The organism is Amphritea sp. HPY (assembly GCF_050870985.1).
Taxonomy (GTDB): Bacteria; Pseudomonadota; Gammaproteobacteria; order Pseudomonadales; family Balneatricaceae; genus Amphritea.
The window spans coordinates 2,614,034-2,631,732 of sequence record NZ_CP194015.1 but is presented as its reverse complement, the minus strand read 5'-3'; the positions used below and the strand labels follow the sequence as shown (position 1 = coordinate 2,631,732).

Annotated in this window: 14 protein-coding genes; 9 read left to right on the top strand and 5 right to left on the bottom strand. The window is 51.5% G+C overall.

Annotated elements, in window-relative coordinates:
• Positions 1-443: 443 nt before the first annotated feature.
• Positions 444-1,862 carry a molybdate ABC transporter ATP-binding protein ModF gene (modF, locus tag ACQUQM_RS11745; RefSeq protein ID WP_432474714.1) on the bottom strand — a complete coding sequence of 473 codons (1,419 nt, stop codon included), beginning with the start codon at positions 1,860-1,862 and terminating at the stop codon, positions 444-446.
• Positions 1,863-2,054: 192 nt separating this feature from the next.
• The gene (gene ilvC / locus ACQUQM_RS11740; RefSeq protein ID WP_432474713.1) at positions 2,055-3,530 is read right to left on the bottom strand and encodes a ketol-acid reductoisomerase; all 1,476 of its coding nucleotides are present in this window, start codon (positions 3,528-3,530) and stop codon (positions 2,055-2,057) included.
• Positions 3,531-4,059: 529 nt separating this feature from the next.
• Between ilvC and ACQUQM_RS11735 the strand changes: the two genes are divergently transcribed.
• On the top strand, positions 4,060-5,088 hold the full coding sequence (locus ACQUQM_RS11735) for an MBL fold metallo-hydrolase (RefSeq protein WP_432474712.1): 1,029 nt from the start codon (positions 4,060-4,062) through the stop codon (positions 5,086-5,088).
• 96 nt (positions 5,089-5,184) lie between these two features.
• Here ACQUQM_RS11735 and ACQUQM_RS11730 read toward each other — a convergent pair whose 3' ends face one another.
• Positions 5,185-6,429 carry a M20 family metallo-hydrolase gene (locus ACQUQM_RS11730; protein WP_432474711.1) on the bottom strand — a complete coding sequence of 415 codons (1,245 nt, stop codon included), beginning with the start codon at positions 6,427-6,429 and terminating at the stop codon, positions 5,185-5,187.
• A 70-nt stretch (positions 6,430-6,499) separates the two neighbouring features.
• On the bottom strand, positions 6,500-7,135 hold the full coding sequence (gene pdxH / locus ACQUQM_RS11725) for a pyridoxamine 5'-phosphate oxidase (RefSeq protein ID WP_432474710.1): 636 nt from the start codon (positions 7,133-7,135) through the stop codon (positions 6,500-6,502).
• Positions 7,136-7,294: 159 nt separating this feature from the next.
• Here pdxH and ACQUQM_RS11720 point away from each other — a divergent pair, with 159 nt between their 5' ends.
• Both ACQUQM_RS11720 and ACQUQM_RS11715 read left to right on the top strand, forming a co-directional pair.
• Positions 7,295-8,533 (top strand): MFS transporter, encoded by a 1,239-nt coding sequence (locus ACQUQM_RS11720; RefSeq protein WP_432474709.1) that lies wholly within the window; start codon positions 7,295-7,297, stop codon positions 8,531-8,533.
• A gap of 25 nt (positions 8,534-8,558) precedes the next feature.
• Positions 8,559-9,716, top strand: a complete 1,158-nt coding sequence (locus ACQUQM_RS11715) for an Ldh family oxidoreductase (protein WP_432474708.1) — start codon at positions 8,559-8,561, stop codon at positions 9,714-9,716.
• Between the two features lie 54 nt (positions 9,717-9,770).
• Here the strand turns inward: ACQUQM_RS11715 and ACQUQM_RS11710 are convergent, their stop codons facing one another.
• Positions 9,771-10,655 (bottom strand): helix-turn-helix transcriptional regulator, encoded by an 885-nt coding sequence (locus tag ACQUQM_RS11710; RefSeq protein ID WP_432474707.1) that lies wholly within the window; start codon positions 10,653-10,655, stop codon positions 9,771-9,773.
• A gap of 189 nt (positions 10,656-10,844) precedes the next feature.
• Here ACQUQM_RS11710 and ACQUQM_RS11705 point away from each other — a divergent pair, with 189 nt between their 5' ends.
• From ACQUQM_RS11705 to ACQUQM_RS11680, 6 genes are all read left to right on the top strand, one after another.
• A complete protein-coding gene (locus ACQUQM_RS11705) occupies positions 10,845-12,239 on the top strand; it encodes an aminotransferase (protein ID WP_432474705.1) in 1,395 nt (464 codons plus the stop codon).
• A 65-nt stretch (positions 12,240-12,304) separates the two neighbouring features.
• Positions 12,305-13,633, top strand: coding sequence for a pyridoxal phosphate-dependent decarboxylase family protein (locus ACQUQM_RS11700; RefSeq protein ID WP_432474704.1), 1,329 nt, complete (start codon positions 12,305-12,307; stop codon positions 13,631-13,633).
• 45 nt (positions 13,634-13,678) lie between these two features.
• The gene (locus ACQUQM_RS11695) at positions 13,679-14,479 is read left to right on the top strand and encodes an SDR family NAD(P)-dependent oxidoreductase (protein ID WP_432474703.1); all 801 of its coding nucleotides are present in this window, start codon (positions 13,679-13,681) and stop codon (positions 14,477-14,479) included.
• A 28-nt stretch (positions 14,480-14,507) separates the two neighbouring features.
• A complete protein-coding gene (locus tag ACQUQM_RS11690) occupies positions 14,508-15,275 on the top strand; it encodes an SDR family NAD(P)-dependent oxidoreductase (protein ID WP_432474702.1) in 768 nt (255 codons plus the stop codon).
• 17 nt (positions 15,276-15,292) lie between these two features.
• The gene (locus tag ACQUQM_RS11685) at positions 15,293-16,366 is read left to right on the top strand and encodes an arginase family protein (RefSeq protein ID WP_432474701.1); all 1,074 of its coding nucleotides are present in this window, start codon (positions 15,293-15,295) and stop codon (positions 16,364-16,366) included.
• Between the two features lie 124 nt (positions 16,367-16,490).
• A complete protein-coding gene (locus tag ACQUQM_RS11680) occupies positions 16,491-17,681 on the top strand; it encodes an MFS transporter (RefSeq protein WP_432474700.1) in 1,191 nt (396 codons plus the stop codon).
• Positions 17,682-17,699 lie beyond the last annotated feature (18 nt).

The following is a 17,699-nucleotide window of genomic DNA, read 5'->3' as shown; positions in this document are numbered from 1 at the left end:
AAGGGTCTGTTTTATCCGTAAAGCTAGCATGCTGGATTACTCACTGTATCAATAAGGTCGTTTGGTCGCTTTTGGCACAAAGTGACCCAACTCTGAAGCTGAGGGCTATGACCGCTTTCGGTGATTGGATGGATGCGGAAGCACCCCGTGGCTTAAACGTAAATGTCGACTCCGTGTCAATCCAAGCTTACGGAGTACTTATTAGGGGGGGGGGGGGGGTAACATATAGTGAAAAGAGGGTTTTTTCGCTTTTTCTAGCAAGTGACGCAGTCACGTCTAGCAACTAGCTAAGGAGGCAGAGCCTCCTGGACTAGCGAGTATCGCGCAGCGATACGGTCTGCTTTTAAGGCTTTTTCTAGCCACTAGCGAGTCACGAAGTGACGTTCTAGCTAGCCGAACTTGTTCGGCGGTCTGGCAGCATCGCGCGCGATGCGTTCTATTATTTAGCGCTTTTCCAAAGCTAAATAATTTTCAATCCCTTTAATTTGATCTTCGGGATGGTGGTTTACATAAAGCACCGACGTCTCACTACCGGCACAGATCTTTTCGATCAGGGCCAGGACCAACTGGCGGTTCATATCATCCAGACCCAGACATGGCTCATCCAGAATCAACAGGGGAGGATGTTTAACCATCGCGCGGGCGATCAGCAGCAGGCGCTGGTCACCGTAGGAGAGTTTATTGAACGGGGTATCGGCACGGTCGCTCATGCCTAACAGAGCCAGCCACTCGTCGGCGATCTGCTTCTGCTTATCGGTGGCTTTGGTGTACAGGCCGATGCTGTCGTAGAAACCGGAGATAATGACATTGCGCAGGCCGGTACCGACTTTGTATTCCCACTGCAGGGCGGTGGAGACATAACCGATAAACTGCTTGATCTGCCAGATGCTTTCGCCGCTGCCGCGCTGGAAACCGAATACGAAGATATCGTTAACATAACACTGGGGATGGTCACCGGTGATCAGCGAGAGCAGGCCGGTTTTACCGCTGCCGTTGGGGCCGCTCAGCTGCCAGTGCTGGTTGCGCTCGATGGTCCAGTCCAGCGAGTCGATGATCTTGTGGCCATCGTAGGTGATGTTGATAGCGTTGAGTCGCACCAGCGGTTGGCTTGAATCCAGACGCGGAATGTCATTCTCAGGATCGGCGGCGGGTACCGCAAGATCGGTGGTTTTCAGGTGTAGTAGTTTATACAGCTCGTTGTATGCGGTTTCATCACTGCGATCGATCTGGTGTTGCAGTCGGCCATTGTCAACGTAGGCTATGTGGGTGATGAAGTCCGGGAACTCATCAAAGCGGTTCAGTACCATCACCATAGGTACGGTCTCTACTAATGTAGCCAGATACTGCTGCAGCATCTCCAGGGTGTGGGCATCCAGACCGTCAAACGGCTCGTCCAGCACCAGCAGGTCAGGCTCGCTGGCCAGTGCGCGGATCAGCATTACCTTGCGGGATTCGCCGGTGGATAGCTTACGAAAAGCCCGGTCGACCAGCGGTTGCAGCTGAAACTTTTCGACCAGCTCATCGATCAGCTGTTGGTTGCTGTCACCGGGGTTGAGAATTTCGTGTACCGGGGTGCCTTCGGCGATAACGTCCATAATGTCGGCGTCATCTTTTTTCAGCTCAGCTTCAATCAGTTCTGCCTGGGCTTCAAAAGAGACCAGACCTACTTTCGCAGGCACACCGTCGATGCTGCCTGAGATCTGTTCGCCGGCTCCCGCCAGCACTGCAGCCAGAGCGGACTTACCCGAACCGTTGGCACCGGTGACAACCCAGTGCTGGCTGTCGTCCAGCTGCCAGTTGATCTCATCCAGTTGAAAGCGATCGTCAAAGTTTACGGTCAGATTGTCCAGGCGAATATTCATAGGCGTCAGGTGTCCGGTATCCGGTGTCAGCGTGTAATAAGGGGGTGCGGCTAAGCGTGTTTTATAAGTAAATATCAAAGTACTAATATAAGTGCTTATAAAACAGGCCTGATAAATAAGCTCTTAAAATGAGCCTTAAAAAAAAGGCCAGGCGATTAAGCCCGGCCTCTTTTCAAGAAGTAAGAATCGTTATCAAACGATCTTCTTCATGTCAGCCATGTGGCCACGCAGGGTAGTACCGATCGCTTCAACCGGGTGTGCGCGCAGTGCTGCGTTCACTTCGATCAGGCGAGCGTTGTCTACGCCAGTGTCTTCCAGGTCCAGACCCTTACCGATAACGTCGGTCTTGATGTCCTTCATGAAGTCAGCCAGCAGAGGCAGACAAGCGTGGTTGTACAGGTAGCAACCGTATTCAGCAGTATCAGAGATAGTCGCGTTCATCTCGTACAGCTTCTTACGTGCGATAGTGTTAGCGATCAGCGGAGTTTCGTGCAGAGACTCGTAGTATGCAGAATCAGCGATGATGCCAGCAGCAGTCATAGTTTCGAATGCCAGTTCAACACCCGCTTTAACCATAGCAACCATCAGGATACCGTTATCGAAGTATTCCTGCTCGGAGATCTCAACATCGCCAGCCGGAGTCTTTTCGAATGCTGTTTCAGCAGTTTCTGCACGCCAGCCCAGCAGGTTAACGTCGTCGTTAGCCCAGTCTTCCATCATAGTGCGGGAGAAGGTGCCATCGATGATGTCGTCCTGGTGCTTGTTGTACAGCGGACGCATGATAACTTTCAGCTCTTCAGACAGATCGTATGCCTTGATCTTAGCCGGGTTAGACAGGCGATCCAGCATGTTGGTTACGCCGCCGTATTTCAGAGCTTCAGTTACAGTTTCCCAACCGAACTGAATCAGCTTAGATGCGTAACCAGCGTCGATACCTTCTTCAACCATCTTGTCGAAGCACAGCAGAGAACCAGTCTGCAGCATACCGCACAGGATAGTCTGCTCGCCCATCAGGTCGGACTTAACTTCAGCGATGAAAGAGGACATCAGAACGCCCGCTTTGTGACCGCCGGTACCAACAGCGTATGCCTTAGCCAGTGCCAGACCTTCGCCCTTAGGATCGTTGTCTTCGTGAACAGCGATCAGGGTAGGAACACCGAAACCACGCACGTATTCGTTACGAACTTCTGAACCAGGGCACTTAGGTGCAACCATGATTACAGTCAGGTCTTCACGGATCTTCATACCTTCTTCAACGATGTTGAAACCGTGAGAGTAAGACAGGCAAGCGCCTTGCTTCATCAGTGGCATAACAGCGTTAACAACAGGCGTGTGCTGCTTATCAGGTGTCAGGTTCAGAACTACGTCAGCAGTAGGGATCAGCTCTTCGTAAGTACCAACAACGAAACCGTTTTCGGTAGCGCTCTTCCAGGACTGACGCTTCTCTTCAATGGCAGCAGCACGCAGTGTGTAGGAAACATCACAACCGCTGTCACGCAGGTTCATACCCTGTGCCAGGCCCTGTGCGCCACAACCGATAACAACGATCTTCTTACCTTTCAGCGCTTCTACGCCGTCTGGAAACTCAGAAATGTCCATGAAACGGCATTTAGCCAGTTGCTCAAGCTGCTCACGCAGCGGCAGGGTATTGAAGTAATTATTAGGCATATCTGATAGTTCCGTTTAAATGAGTTACTGCCAAACCGGCAGTGACTAAAAATTTAGGGTTGTTGCCAACGCCAACCTGTTTGAGACCCCTGTTTGAGCGAGCTGTCACTGCAGGTTTGCATGGCTATAGTTCAGAGCTGGGCAGCATTATACAGATAGTTATACTGACTGGCCGCTGAAATTTAATAGCGCTACTCTATAGAAAATGTTGTCTTGCGTATATTGATATATATTCATTACTGTATTGCGTTTTACGCAACGCAAGATGCAATGAAAGGTGCAGCGTGAGATGCACAAGCTCGTCACTCTGGTAATGGCGATAATAGATGGAGGAGCTGTTGCCTGGTTGTGTCGAGTCGTTTCCAGCAATTGATTGCTGAGTGCATGGGAGGATATGCCGTTTATATTCCTTTACTAATGTCCGAATAGAGCAAAAAATTGACTGTAACCGATATTGCCCGACCGGGTTGCAGGATTCAAACTGGTTGATCGGACGTTTAATTGAATCGCATTAACCGAGGTATTACCCATGAACTCTGTCGTGGCTGCGGATTATAGTATTCCTGCTAATGGTGATGTGACTGAAGTTGCTCCGGGGGTGTTATGGCTGCGTATGCCGTTGCCTTTCGATCTGGACCATATGAACCTCTATCTGCTTGATGATATAGATGGCTGGGTGGTGGTTGATTGCGGTCTTGGCAACACCGATAGTCAGGACGTGTGGGAGCGGGTGGCCACTGAGTTTTTAAATGGCAAGCCGATCAAGAAAGTCATAGTGACCCATGCCCATATAGATCATATCGGCGCTGCAGGCTGGTTATGCCGACGCTGGAATGTGCCGCTCTGGATTACCGCCGGCGAATTACAAACCGGGCAGGAGTATTTTCATGCGAGTGAGGATTCCGTTGCGCAGCTGCGTGCTGAAAAGAGCCGTTTTCTGCACCGGATGGGGATGAGTAGCGAGCAGTCTGCCGGGGTGGTAGATCTCAGTAGCAGCATTGCAACACTGGTGCAGCCTCTGCCCGTCGATCAGTATGAGATTCAGGATGGAATGAAGCTGGAGATCGGTAACCGGCAGTGGCGGGTGATCGTATCGGAAGGGCATTCTGTGGCCCATGCCTCCCTCTATTGCGAGGCGTTAGGAGTACTGATTTCAGGAGATCAGGTGCTGCCCCGAATAAGCTCTAATGTCAGCGTGCGGGTGGATAATCCTGAAGGTAATCCGCTATTAAGCTGGCTGCACTCACTTGAACGTATGAAAGAGTTACCTGAACAAACCCTTGTCTTACCCGCTCATGAATACCCTTTTCACGGGCTCAGGCAGCGCCTGTCTGAACTGGACCTGGAACACCGGGATATGTTGACCAGAATTGAGCAGGCCTGCACCGAGCCTCAGACAGTGATGCAACTGGTTGCAGTGATCTATCGCCGTAAACTGTCGTTGTTTGATCAGTTGCTGGCTGGCGGAGAATGCCTGGCGCATCTGCATTACCTGCTGGCCGAACAGCGTATCCGGCGCGAAGAGGGTAGTGATGGTTGTCTTCGTTTCACTCGGTAAACGGTTCTGAGCTGAAGGGGGGCCAACTCTGAAGACCCCCCATCTGAGACATTCCTGCTATTTAAAGCAGTAGCCTGATGTTTTGAAGATCCGCTTTTAACTGTTCGCAGACGCCAGCATAGCCCGCAACAGGACATTGCAACCGGCTCCGATATCTGCCGGATCAGCGTTTTCCGCTTCGTTATGCGAGATACCCTTTTCACAAGGGATAAATATCATGCTGGTGGGTGCCACCTGGCTGACATAAACCGCATCATGGCCAGCACCGCTGAACAGTTCCATATTGGAATAGCCAAGTTCATTAACCGCATCTCTGACCGCAGTAATACAGTCCTCATTAAAGCTGACCGCTGGCGAGTCCCACTCATCACGGACGGTGCTGTTAACTTTTTTCTTAGCGGATTCCTCTTCGACGATACGGCGAAATTCCAGATCCATCTCCTGCAGCACCTGCTGGTTGGGATGGCGCAGGTCGACTGCCATGATGACACGCTCCGGTACGGTGTTGCGTGCACCAGGCTGGGCAGTTATATCGCCGAAAGTTACCCGGGCCCAGGGGCCATTCTGCTCAGCAAGTTGGTACAGGCGTTCCAGAATAGGCGCCAGCGCCATGAAGGGGTCTCTGCGAACAGTCATCGGTGACGGACCTGCATGGCAGGGCTGGCCTTCAATGGTCAGGTCATACCAGCGCATTCCCTGTACGCCGGATACGATACCGATCTGTTTATCTTCCTGTTCCAGAATCGGGCCTTGCTCGATATGCAGTTCAAATGCGGCTTTAACCGGTTTTGCCGTAGCAGGTGCTGCGCCTTTGTAACCAATGCGGTTCAGTTCATCACCGATGGTTTTACCCTCTTTGTCGCAGCGGCTATGGCCATATTCCTCGGAGAATACACCTGCCCAGACGCCTGAGCCGATCATCGCAGGGGAGAAGCGTGCACCTTCTTCGTTGGTCCAGACGACGACCTCGATCGGGTGCTCGGTTTCTATGCTATTTTCCTGCAGCGTTTCCAGTACCTCAACGCCTGCCAGTACCCCGTAGACACCGTCAAACTTACCGCCAGTTGGCTGAGTATCCAGATGACTGCCGGTGATAACCGGTGGTAGCTCATTGTTACGCCCCGCTCGCCGCGCAAAAATATTGCCCATACTATCTACCGTAATCGTACATCCGGCTTGTTCACACCAGGAAACAAAGAGGTCGCGACCGGCTTTGTCTTCATCGGTCAGGGCTTGCCGGTTACAACCGCCATTTACTGTGCCACCGAGTTCACCCATCTGTTGTAAACGCTGCCATAGACGTTTGCTGTTTATTGCCGGCATCGCATCTGTTTTTATCATGTTTAATTGTCCTGTTTTGAATCTTATCTTGAAGCACTGGGTATGCCAGTGGGTCCATCTATGGCAGTGATCAGGGTGAAAGCCGTTCGATCTGCCACTGTTGATTACTGTCCAGTTGGTACTGAAAACGGTCATGCAGACGGTTCGCGCCGCCTTGCCAGAATTCGACGTGGCCTGGTTCTACGCGAAACCCGCCCCAGAATTTTGGTGCGGGTATTTCGCCGCTGGCGAAGGCCTGTTTTAGTTGAGTGAATTTCTGCTCCAGCAGTTCGCGTGAGCCGATCACTTTGCTTTGATGTGAGACCCATGCACCCAGCTGACTGTTGCGGGGGCGTTGCAGGAAATACCGCAGGGTGTCAGCCCTGGGCAGTAGCACCGCTTTGCCGGACACGATTACCTGGCGCTCCAACCCAAGCCATGAAAACAGCAGGGAAACATTGGGGTTCTCTTCGATCTGCCGGGCTTTGTTACTTTTCAGATTGGTAAAGAATACAAAGCCCTGATCATCAAAGTGTTTCAGCAGCACGTTGCGCAAGGAGGGGCGACCGTCGCTATCGACTGTCGCCAGGCTCATCGCGTTGGGTTCTTGAAGGTTGGCTGTGCTTGCGTCCCCGAACCAGGCTTCAAACTGCTGGTAAGGATCGCTGCAGAGTTCTGACCGCTGCAGACAGCCCTGATAGTTTTGCCGTAAGTGATTCAATTTCATGGTTACTGTTATCGCTTTTAAGCGCGGTGCTGGAAATACCACCTAGTGGTTATTAACCATTAGAGGGTATTGGGGTGTGGAGGGACGCTGGGTAGGATTGAAAGACAATTCAGATGGGCTATCCCATACTGAAAGATGCACTGCAGAGAGAAAATAATAATGAAACAGCATCAGAAAAAAATCGATAGCCATACCAGTTTGCTGGGGGCTTGTGCGCTTGGCACTATCGGGGTGAAGATTTTCGCCATACTGCCATTACTACTGGGAATTATCGCTGAGCACCTTAGCCTGGATGAAGCGGCAACCGGACTGGTAGCCAGCTCTTATTTTGGCGCTTACTTTCTTGTTACGCTTACCTCGGTTATCTGGATCCGCAGGTTTAGCTGGCAACAGCTGGCAACGGTTGGTTCGATTCTTGTTGTTGCAGGTCTCCTGCTCAGTGCTTTCCTGAGTGATTCTTATCAGGGGGTTCTGATCGGGATATCGATATCGGGCCTGGGCGCCGCCGTTGTTTATGCTCTGAGCGTGACATTAATCGGTGATATGACGGATAAAGATCGACGTTTTGCTATCAAGCTGATTCCGGAACAACTGATACCCGCGTTGCTTATGTTTTCCCTGCCGATACTGGTGGTTCAGTATTTTGGTCTGCAGGGGTTTCTTATTTCCCTGGCCGCGATAATCGCTCTGCTTGCTGTACCCGGTAGCAGGGTGCCGGCAAAAGGCCGGATTACTCAGCAAACCGACCGTTCAGCGGCGCCAGGAAGGGGCTGGATCTTCATCGGCCTGCTGGCCCTGTTGATCTATTTTGCAGGATTTGCCGGGCTCTGGGCCTTTATGGAGCGGCTGGCCCATGATGCGATTGATCCGGTTGCCGTCGGAGGCTTGCTTGCCCTGGGGCTGGTATCTTCAGCGGTAGGCCCGGCTATAGCTGCCTGGCTTGGTGATCGAGGTGGGCGGATAGTGCCTATCCTGGTGGGTGCCATTATTACCATTGCATCCCTTGTTCTGTTGCTGGGGCAACTTTCAGTATTGAAATTTGCGTTGCTGATGGCGGTATTGCCTGCAGCTTACTATTTTTCACTGGCTTACATTTTTGGCCTGATCAGTGATGCTGATATCAGTGGCCGTTTATCTTCGTTAATTTCATCGGCCCTGGCGCTGGGCGCTGCCATCGGTCCCGGCGTATTCGGTTTTATTCTGGAATCCTACGGGGCGGAAACGGGCTATCTGTTTATTGTGCTGTCACTGAGTGTCGGTGCAATACTTTGCCTGTGGGTGGAGGTGCGTTTAAAGCGCCTGGAACTTGGTTATGTTTCGGACGATGAAAAGCATGATAGTCAACTGTCTGACAGCCAGTCTGACAATCGTTCTGGCACTACAAAACAGAGTGTTTGAAAAAAGGCATCTGAGGAAATAGATAATGAGTGCAACTGAAACACGTACAGAAAGTATTCACTTCCTGGAATACGCGATTAAACGAGTATGGATGGCTGCGGGTGCCAGTGAAACACATGCGGATTATGTCGCGACTGCGATAGGCTTCGGGCATCGTCAGGGTAAACTGAATCAGGGGTTGGGGGTCTATGAGTGTATCGACCTTTGCCTGATCGGTGGTGGGCTTGATATCAAGGCCGTACCGGAAGTAGTCAGTGAAGGCCCTGCCTGGGCGGTCGTTGATGGTAAGCGCTCTTCAGGTTATTACGCTCTGAATGTGATGGCGGATCTGGCGATCGAAAAGGCCCGTACCAGTGGTATCGCTATTGTCTATGGCGGCAATCACTACGATGCTGGCAGCTTTTCAGCCTATGTCTATAAGGCTTATGAGCAGAACATGATGGCGATGGCTTCTAATAATACGGTACCGCTGGCAGCGCCGTTTGGCGGCATGGAAAACCAGCTATCCTGTCCGCCATTTGATTCGATCGCCCCCAGCGGAGAGCAGCCACCGGTGTGGACATCGATCAAGTTTGGCGAGTTCTATGATGCTGATATAGCTGAATCGGTGCTGCAGCAAAAGCCGATGAAAGGTAAGTGGTGTATTGACCCGGAAACCGGAGAGACGACCGATGATGCCCGCCCCTATGCCAAGCCGATCGAAGGCTATGGGCGGCTCTGGGACTATACCTGTGCCGGGCAGATTGAGACGCCACGTGTGTACGCTTTGAATATGTGGAATGAGATGATGACCGCCATTGTTAATCCGCTGGGCGTACCCTCGACGCAGTTACCGACTATCGATGATTTTGAACAGGCGGCTGCCGGTGAGAAAGAGGTGGGTACCAGTGTGGGCGGCAGCTACTTTATGTGTATTAATCCGGCTGTATTTGGCTCGATAGATGCGATGAAGCAGCGCTCCGATGCGTATGTTGATCAGATAAAAGGGTGTAAACCGCGGCCTGGACACAGTGTCCGTGTACCGGGTGAATCAGGTTATAAGAGCCTGCAGCAGGGGGATGATCAGATTGAGGTTCTGACCAACCACTGGGAGCCGTTCTTTGATACCATAGCCAGCCGTTATGGCCTGTCAGAGGCTCAGTTGCGGGCTGAGTTTGAAGCGGCAGATCCTTCTGTCAGTTAAAAGACAGCCATGTAGCTAAAAAGAAAGCCTTGTAGCTAATAAACAGCCTTGTAGCTAATAAATAGTCTGGCGCGGATTTTCTGCAAAATAGAAGCTCAAAGGGTCCTCATCGCTACCGATGGGGGCCAGCGCCATCGCCTGAAGAAACAGCGAGAAAAGCTCCGCCTGGGATGTGACTTCCAGTTTTGCGTGGAACCGCTTGCGGTGCACTTTCACGGTATCCGGGCTGATATCCAGTACCCGCGCGATCGATTTGCTGGAGTGGCCCTTTAGAATCAGACGCACCACTTCACACTCGCGTTCGCTGAGAAATTCCCGACCAAAATTTATAAATGTTTTATCCAGTGATGCGCCGTACAGCGGTTGATCCTCATCGGCTTCACCATAGATCATCTCCATTCCGGTGCCGCCGTCGCGCCAGAATTTCTTACACAGGGATACCAGCAGGGCATTAATTGTCTGCAGGCTGTTGAACTGTACTTTTTCCTGTTGCTCTTCGCTTTCCCGCTGGCCTAAAGAGACCAGAATATATAGATCCGGATTAACTCCGATCAGTAATCCAGCCTCGTCGCTTAACTGTGTGCCTGCATAGTAACTGCGGAAATATTCACTCTGGTAAAAGTGATCCGGGGCCAGGTCTTTCAGGCGATAGATACCATTAGGGCTCTGGTTCTGACACAGGGCATAAAACGGATCCAGCAGATAGGCACCGGCGAAATAAGGTGTCAGTGTCAGGTTGATCTGTTCCGGCGGCAGGTTGTTATAGATGTGTACCGGTCGCCGACCTTTCGGGTATGCGGTGATCAGTGTGCTGTTGTAATGAGATACCTCCTGACATGCCTTTGCCAGCAGGTGAGGGAACTTACTGTCATCGATCTGAGCGACAAGTTTAGCCAGCAGATCATACCAGGCCTGAGTGGTCAGTAGCGTATTTGTCATCGGTTTTACCTCGTGCTCAACAATTCAGTTTGCGCCCATTTACTGCACGTTGATGAATTTTACAGGGTTCTCCGGAATTAACGTTACCCACTTAGGGTAACTACTCAGCCTTCTGTGAACATGATTATATGAACCTACAAGCTAGTCAGGTTTTTGTCTGTGCTTATATGAACATGTTAGGAGTATCCAATGTCAATGCAAGTAGAACTCGATGCAAAGCAACTTTGGCAGATGGACAAAGATCACTTTATCCATCCTTATACCGATTTTTCTACCTTCAAACAGGAAGGCAGCCAGATCATCGTTAATGCTGAAGGCGCCTATGTTTCTGATACCGAAGGCAACCGTATGCTGGACGGTATCGCCGGCCTGTGGTGTGTAAATATCGGCCACGGCCGTCGTGAGATGGCAGAAGCAATTTCCCAGCAGGTGATGCAGATGGATTATTACAATCCGTTTGGCCACACCACTAACGCTCCGGCATCTGAGCTGGCTGCGAAACTGGCGGCGCTGGCGCCCGGTGACCTGAACCATGTGTTTTACGGTTGTGGTGGCTCGGTTGCGAACGATACGGCTATTCGCCTGGTTCACTACTACTTCAATATGCTGGGCCAGCATAACAAGAAGAAGATCATCTCCCGGGTTGATGGTTATCACGGATCAACGTATCTGGCTGCCAGCCTGACCGGAATACACGCGACCAAGAACAGCTTCGATGGCATCGATAACATGATCCATCATGTATCGGCCGCCAATATGTACCGTCGTCCTGTGGGCATGGACGAAGAGCAGTTCTGTGATTTCCTGGTCGCTGAATTTGAAAACCGGATTCTGCAATTGGGTGCAGACAATGTAGCGGCCTTTATTGCCGAGCCGATTATGGGCGCCGGTGGTGTGCTGGTAGCACCACAGGGTTATCACAAGCGCATGTACGATATTTGTAAGAAGTACGACATGCTGTATATCGCCGATGAGGTGGTCACAGCGTTTGGTCGCCTGGGCCATATGTTTGCTTCAGAAGCGGTGTTTGATGTGGTGCCGGATATTATCTGTATCGCAAAAGGCCTGACATCCGGCTATCAGCCGCTGGGTGCGACATTGCTGAGCGACAAGATCTATGACGTTATCAGCAAGCCGCAGTGTGAAGGTGGCGTACTGTCTCTGGGTTATACCTATTCCGGCCACCCGGTTGCCTGTGCTGCGGCACTGAAAAACATCGAAATTATGGAGCGTGAAGCTATCTGCGAGCATGTGCAGGAACTTGGTCCATACTTTTATGAGAAAGCGCAGACATTACAAGATCTTCCGATAGTCGGTGATGTTCGGGGCAGTCATTTCATGATCGGTATTGAGCTGGTTGCTGACCGCAACAGCAAAGAGGGTTTCGCCCCGGATGCTGAATCGGCAATGCGGGTATTCAAGCGTTGTATGAATCGTGGCGTGGTAGTACGTCCGATCGGTAACCTGATTGTTATCTCACCACCGCTGACACTGACTAAAGAGCAGTGCGATGAAATTATTACTGCTCTGTACGAGAGTATTGAAGAAGTCGCCGCTGAGTTCCGTGTAGCAGGCCTTGTGTAATGTTTTTTGCCACCGGCCTCGATAGCTCGAAGCTGGTGGTATGAATTTCTCTCAGGAAACAGACAATGAAAAAAATAAAACCCTCCGTATTTCCTAAACAACGTACCAGCTCTGAGCAGGTTCTGGCGCAGCTGGATCAGTTGAAACAGGATATGACGCCTGATTCCGAAGGAAAGTTGAGCAGTAACTCGCTTAAGGGCGGACAGGATATTCAGAACGTAGTCGAGCAGGCTTACCTGAAATTCTTCTCCCAGAATGCGCTCTTCAGTTTCCAGCAGGCCGGTGCGGCCAGGTTGGAAAATGATGTCATGGATATGTGTGTTGAGATTATGCACGGTGGCGAAGAGTCACGCTGTAACATCACCTCCGGCGGTACAGAAAGTATCTTCTGTGCGCTGCACGCGATGCGTGAGAAAGCCAAGCTTACCAAGCCGCATATCACACAACCGGAAATAGTCGCGCCATATTCTATTCATTCCACCTTTTCCAAGGGTGCGCACTTTCTGGATATCAAAGTAGTTCGGGTGCCGGTGGGTGAAGATCTGCTGGCCGATGTTGCAGCGATGAAAGCGGCTATCGGTCCAAACACTATCGGTATCGCGGCGTCAGCTCCGAGCTGGCCTTACGGTCTGGTTGATCCGGTGGAAGAACTTGGTCAGTTGGCACTGGAGCATGATCTGTGGTTCCACGTGGATGCCTGTGTCGGAGGTTACGTTCTGCCGTTCCTGCGTAAAGTTGGCTGTGATATTCCACTTTATGATTTCCGGGTGCCGGGTGTCTCCACTATTTCTGCCGATCTGCACAAATACGGTTATGCGGCCAAGCCCTGTTCCACTGTGCTGTGGCGTTCCAAGGAAGAGCAGCAATACCACTATGTACCAATTACTGACTGGCCTTGTGGACTGTATGTCTCACAGTCCTTCGTTGGCAGTCGTCCCCTGGCAGCAACCGCAGCGGCCTGGGCAATCATGAATTACATGGGGGAAGAAGGGTATATGGAAAATGCCCGCAAGATCCTGCATGTGAAGAACTCGATTATGGCGAAAGTTGAAGCGATCGAAGGGCTGAGCTGTTGGAAAACCCATGGACCGTTGCTGATGATTCAGGCGGAGGGTGATCTCAGTATTGAACTCGTGGTTGGCGGTATGACCGAACGTAACTGGGTATTGCTCGGTGTTAATGAGCCACCGGCGATTCATCTGACGATTGACCCGATGGAAGAGGATCTGCTGAACAAGTTCCTGCAGGATCTTGACGAGGTGGTTGCGGCGATCCGTTCGGGAGAACTGAATACTGAAGGCCTGCTGAGTTACGGTGGCGTTGGCGATACCGGTACAGCGCCAAAGTGGTTGCTCGACTGTGTTGAATATATGGAGCAGCAAGAGGACGCCTGAGGGCGCCTCTGATCTGCACTCCAGCAAACTGTTGAAGAGATTATTATGAAACCACTTGCTCACAAAGTTGCCATCGTAACCGGTGCCGGTCATGCCAAAGGCATTGGTCGGGCGATCGCTGTGAAACTGGCCGAACAGGGCGCTAATGTTGTTGTTACCGACCTGCAGCAGGCAGCGGCAGATATGGATAGCGCAGTCACCCAGCTTTCAGGTCTGGGTGTCGATGCGATGGCTGTGGCTGTCGATGTGATGGATAAGACCCAGATTGAAAACTGCGTTCAGCGGGTGCTGGATCATTATGGCCGGATCGATATTCTGGTGAACAACGCTGGCGTTGGCGTGGGATCGCCTGATTTCACTGAGCTGACTGACCAGGACTGGAACCTGAGCCTACAGGTGAATGTTAAGGGTATGGCCGATTTTTGTCAGGCCGTAATCCCGGCTATGCAAGCACAGGGCGGCGGCAGCATTATCAATATTGCATCACTGGCTGGCCTGGGCGCTATAGAAGCGATCCCTGCCTGTTATACCGCCAGTAAATTTGCGGCTATCGGCCTGACCAAGCAGCTTGCTGTGAACTATGCCAAACAGAACATTCGCTGCAATGCGGTGTGTCCGGGTTCTATTGTGACTCAGATGCATAAGCAAACACTGGAATTTATTGCCGCTGAACATGGCATCAGTGTTGAAGAAGCGCAGCAGCATGAAGATGCCAGTATCCCGATGGGGTATTCGGCTGAACCTTCTGTTGTCGGTGATGCCGTTGCTTACCTGGCAAGCCCTGCTGCAAGTTATATGACCGGTGTCACAATGCCGGTAGCGGGCGGCATGTCGCCGGGTATCTGATAGAAATAATTTTTAGAGGAAGCCGGTTATGGATTCTTTTTTTTCCTTGCGGGGCAAGGTTGCCGTAGTCACCGGTGGTGGCTCGGGAATAGGTAAAGCAGTTGCACAGCGTTTTGCACGGGCTGGCGCAAGAGTAGTCATTGGTGACCTGAGAGATTGCCCTGAGCTGGCAGCAGAGGTCGGAGGTATTTCGGTGCCTACCGATGTTACTGACGAACAGCAGGTTAAACACCTATTGGAGACTACGGTAGAGCGATTTGGCCGACTTGATATCCTGGTGAATAACGCCGGTATCTTCGCCAACTATCGACAACTGAAAGATGCAACGGCTGAAGACTTTCAGCGCTGCTTTGATGTTAATACCCTGGGCGCTTTTTACGGTATTAAGCATGCTGCCAGCCTGATGAATGAAGGTGGCAGCCTGATTAATACAGCATCTTATGCAGGGAAAACCGGATTTATCGATCTCGGTTCCTACGGTGCGTCTAAGTTTTCTGTTGTGGGCATGACCCAGACTGCTGCACTGGAGTTGTCTGAACGTAAGATCCGGGTCAATTGTGTCTGTCCAACGTCGGTTAACACGCCGATGGCCCATGAGGATGGCGGAGACGCTCTGCTACAGATGGAAAAGGTTCTGGTGCCACTGGAGCGGATCTGTGAGCCGGAAGAGGTAGCAGCAATGATCCATTTTCTGGCGGCAGACGATTGCGGCTTTATTAATGGGCAGGCTTTAAACCTGTGTGGTGGCTGGTCAGCAGGTCTGAATCAGCGTGTATGGGACAAACTGGGCAGCTAATCCGGAGACAAGATACGATGGCTAAGATGAGTAAAGAAAGGCTGGCTAAATACCATGAACTGGATCGTGCCGCCTTCGAATTTAAGAACAGCAGTGTAGCAAGCTTCTTTGAGCATGCTGCAGCCCAGGGCTATAGCCTTGATACCACAGGCTTTCTCGCCCATCCGGGGTTCTTTCAGGCGCCGCATCGCCGCGATAACCTGGATCAGGTGGATATCGCGATGGTCGGTTCGCCGCTGGATCTGGGGGCGATCGGTCTTGCAGGTACCCGTCATGGACCAAAAGCGATACGGGAATGGAGCCGTAACTATGGCCCTATTAATGACGTTACCGGCAAGATCCCTTTTCAGCAGTGTTCGGTGATTGATTACGGTGATGTGGACTGGTCTTCAACCGATCTGCAAGCCCGTGTTGATGATATCTATAAAGTGTTCCGGGAACTGGGTGATGCGGGCCTCTACACTCTGAACTGTGGAGGTGAGCACACCACTGCGTTTGGCGCTTTGAAAGGACTATCTGAGGCCCATGGTGATGAAGCTTTCGGGGTGATCCATATCGATGCCCACTCCGACACGATGGCTGCCTGGGGCGGCGATGCGGTAAACGATGGCTCTATCTTCCGACAGGCGGTACTCAATGGCTATGTTGATCCGGAACGTACCGTACAGATCGGTGTACGGGGGCGAGCAAACTTCCTGTGGGAGTTCGCCCACGACAGCGGGATGACCGTAATCAGCGCAGACGAGGTGTTTGAAAAGGGCACGCAATATGTCATCGATAAGGCGAGGGAAATTGTCGGTCAGGAGAAAACCTATTTCTCATTCGACGTCGATGGCCTGGACAGTAACTACATGATGGGTACAACCGGGCCGGAACCTTTTGGTCTGACGCCGCGTCAGGCGCGGGATATCATCCAGGGTGCCCGCGGTCTGAATATCATCGGCGCCGATCTGGTGGAATACAATCCAAACCGCGATCCCGATGGTAAGTCAGGTCACCTGGCGGCAGCGATCTATTTTGAATTGCTTTGTCTGCTGGCCGATAGCCGGGAAGCACAAACCGGACGTACCCGTCCGACCAATTGGCTGTAATTGTACTGACATAACGTTTGAACAACTGAAAGAAAGCGGGGTGTTTTAGAGCCCCGCTGAATTTTAAAAATCATTAAAAGCTATTCAAAACAGCCCGACAATAATAATTACACAGGTTGATCTTATGACGGTCTCTTCTCACGCGTCGCAGGATATTAATGCTCCCGGCAGCATCGCTGCGGTATCGATAATTTCTGCCGCCGGCGCGGCCATCTTTCTTATATTGCCAATTTTACTTGGCGGTGCTGCAGAGTATCTGCAACTGAACGAAGAACAGGCGGGTCTGATCGCCTCCAGTTATTTTGTTGGTTTTCTATTGGTATGTCTGAGTGCCGTATTCTGGATACGACGCTTTAATTGGCAGCATATTAGTCTGATGGGCTTTGTGTTCCTTTCCGGAGGCCTTGCTGCCTCAGCTTTTATCACTGAATACGAACTGCTGCTGGCGATGATGGCGCTTTCTGGTATCGGTGCCGGAACCCTGTTTGGGCTGGCGGTATGTATTCTGTCTGACAGCCGTGACCCGGATCGTTATTTCGGAGTTAAATTGTTTGCCGAACAGGCGATAGGTGCCGCACTGCTGTTTATGTTACCTATGTACATCACCGAGCGTTGGGGCTTTCAAGGTTTAATGCTGACTGTTGCAGGCGTTATGGCGCTGCTGGGGATCGCTTCTTTCTGGCTACCAAGCCGAGGTCGGCGTACGCCTGAGTCGACTAGGGGCAGTTCGAGTGAAAAGGTAAAGGTCTGGCCGGTGTGGATAGCGCTACTGGCACTGATGATCTATTTTGCCGGCCTGTCAGGGCTCTGGGCTTTCGTCGAGCGTATCGCCAGCAGTAATGGTATCGATGCTATTAATATCGGAAAGGCGCTCTCTTTCGGTTTGATTGGCGGCGGTATTGGCGCATTTGCTGCAGCACTGCTGGGTGATCGTTTTGGCAGATTACTGCCGCTGGTATTTTCAACGCTGTTGCTGACCGCGGTGATATTTATATACAGCACGAGCTTTGATGCATTGCTGTTCGCGATCTCGACCTTTGTTCTTTCTGCGGTCTGGAACTATGGCCTTGCCTATCAGATGGGGATCGTGGTCAGCCTTGATCTGAAAGGTAACCTGTCGGTTCTTATTTCATCTTTCCTGTCACTGGGTGCCATTATCGGCCCGGCTCTGGCCGGTATGCTCATCAATGGTCAGGGCTATGGCCAGTTGTTCATCTTTACCATTGCCGCAATTGTCATGGGGTTGCTTGGTTTCATGATGTTGCTGGTTAAATTCGGAAGCAAAATAACTTCCGTTGCGCTGCGTAACGCTTAAGTTTGGTAAAGGAGTCGT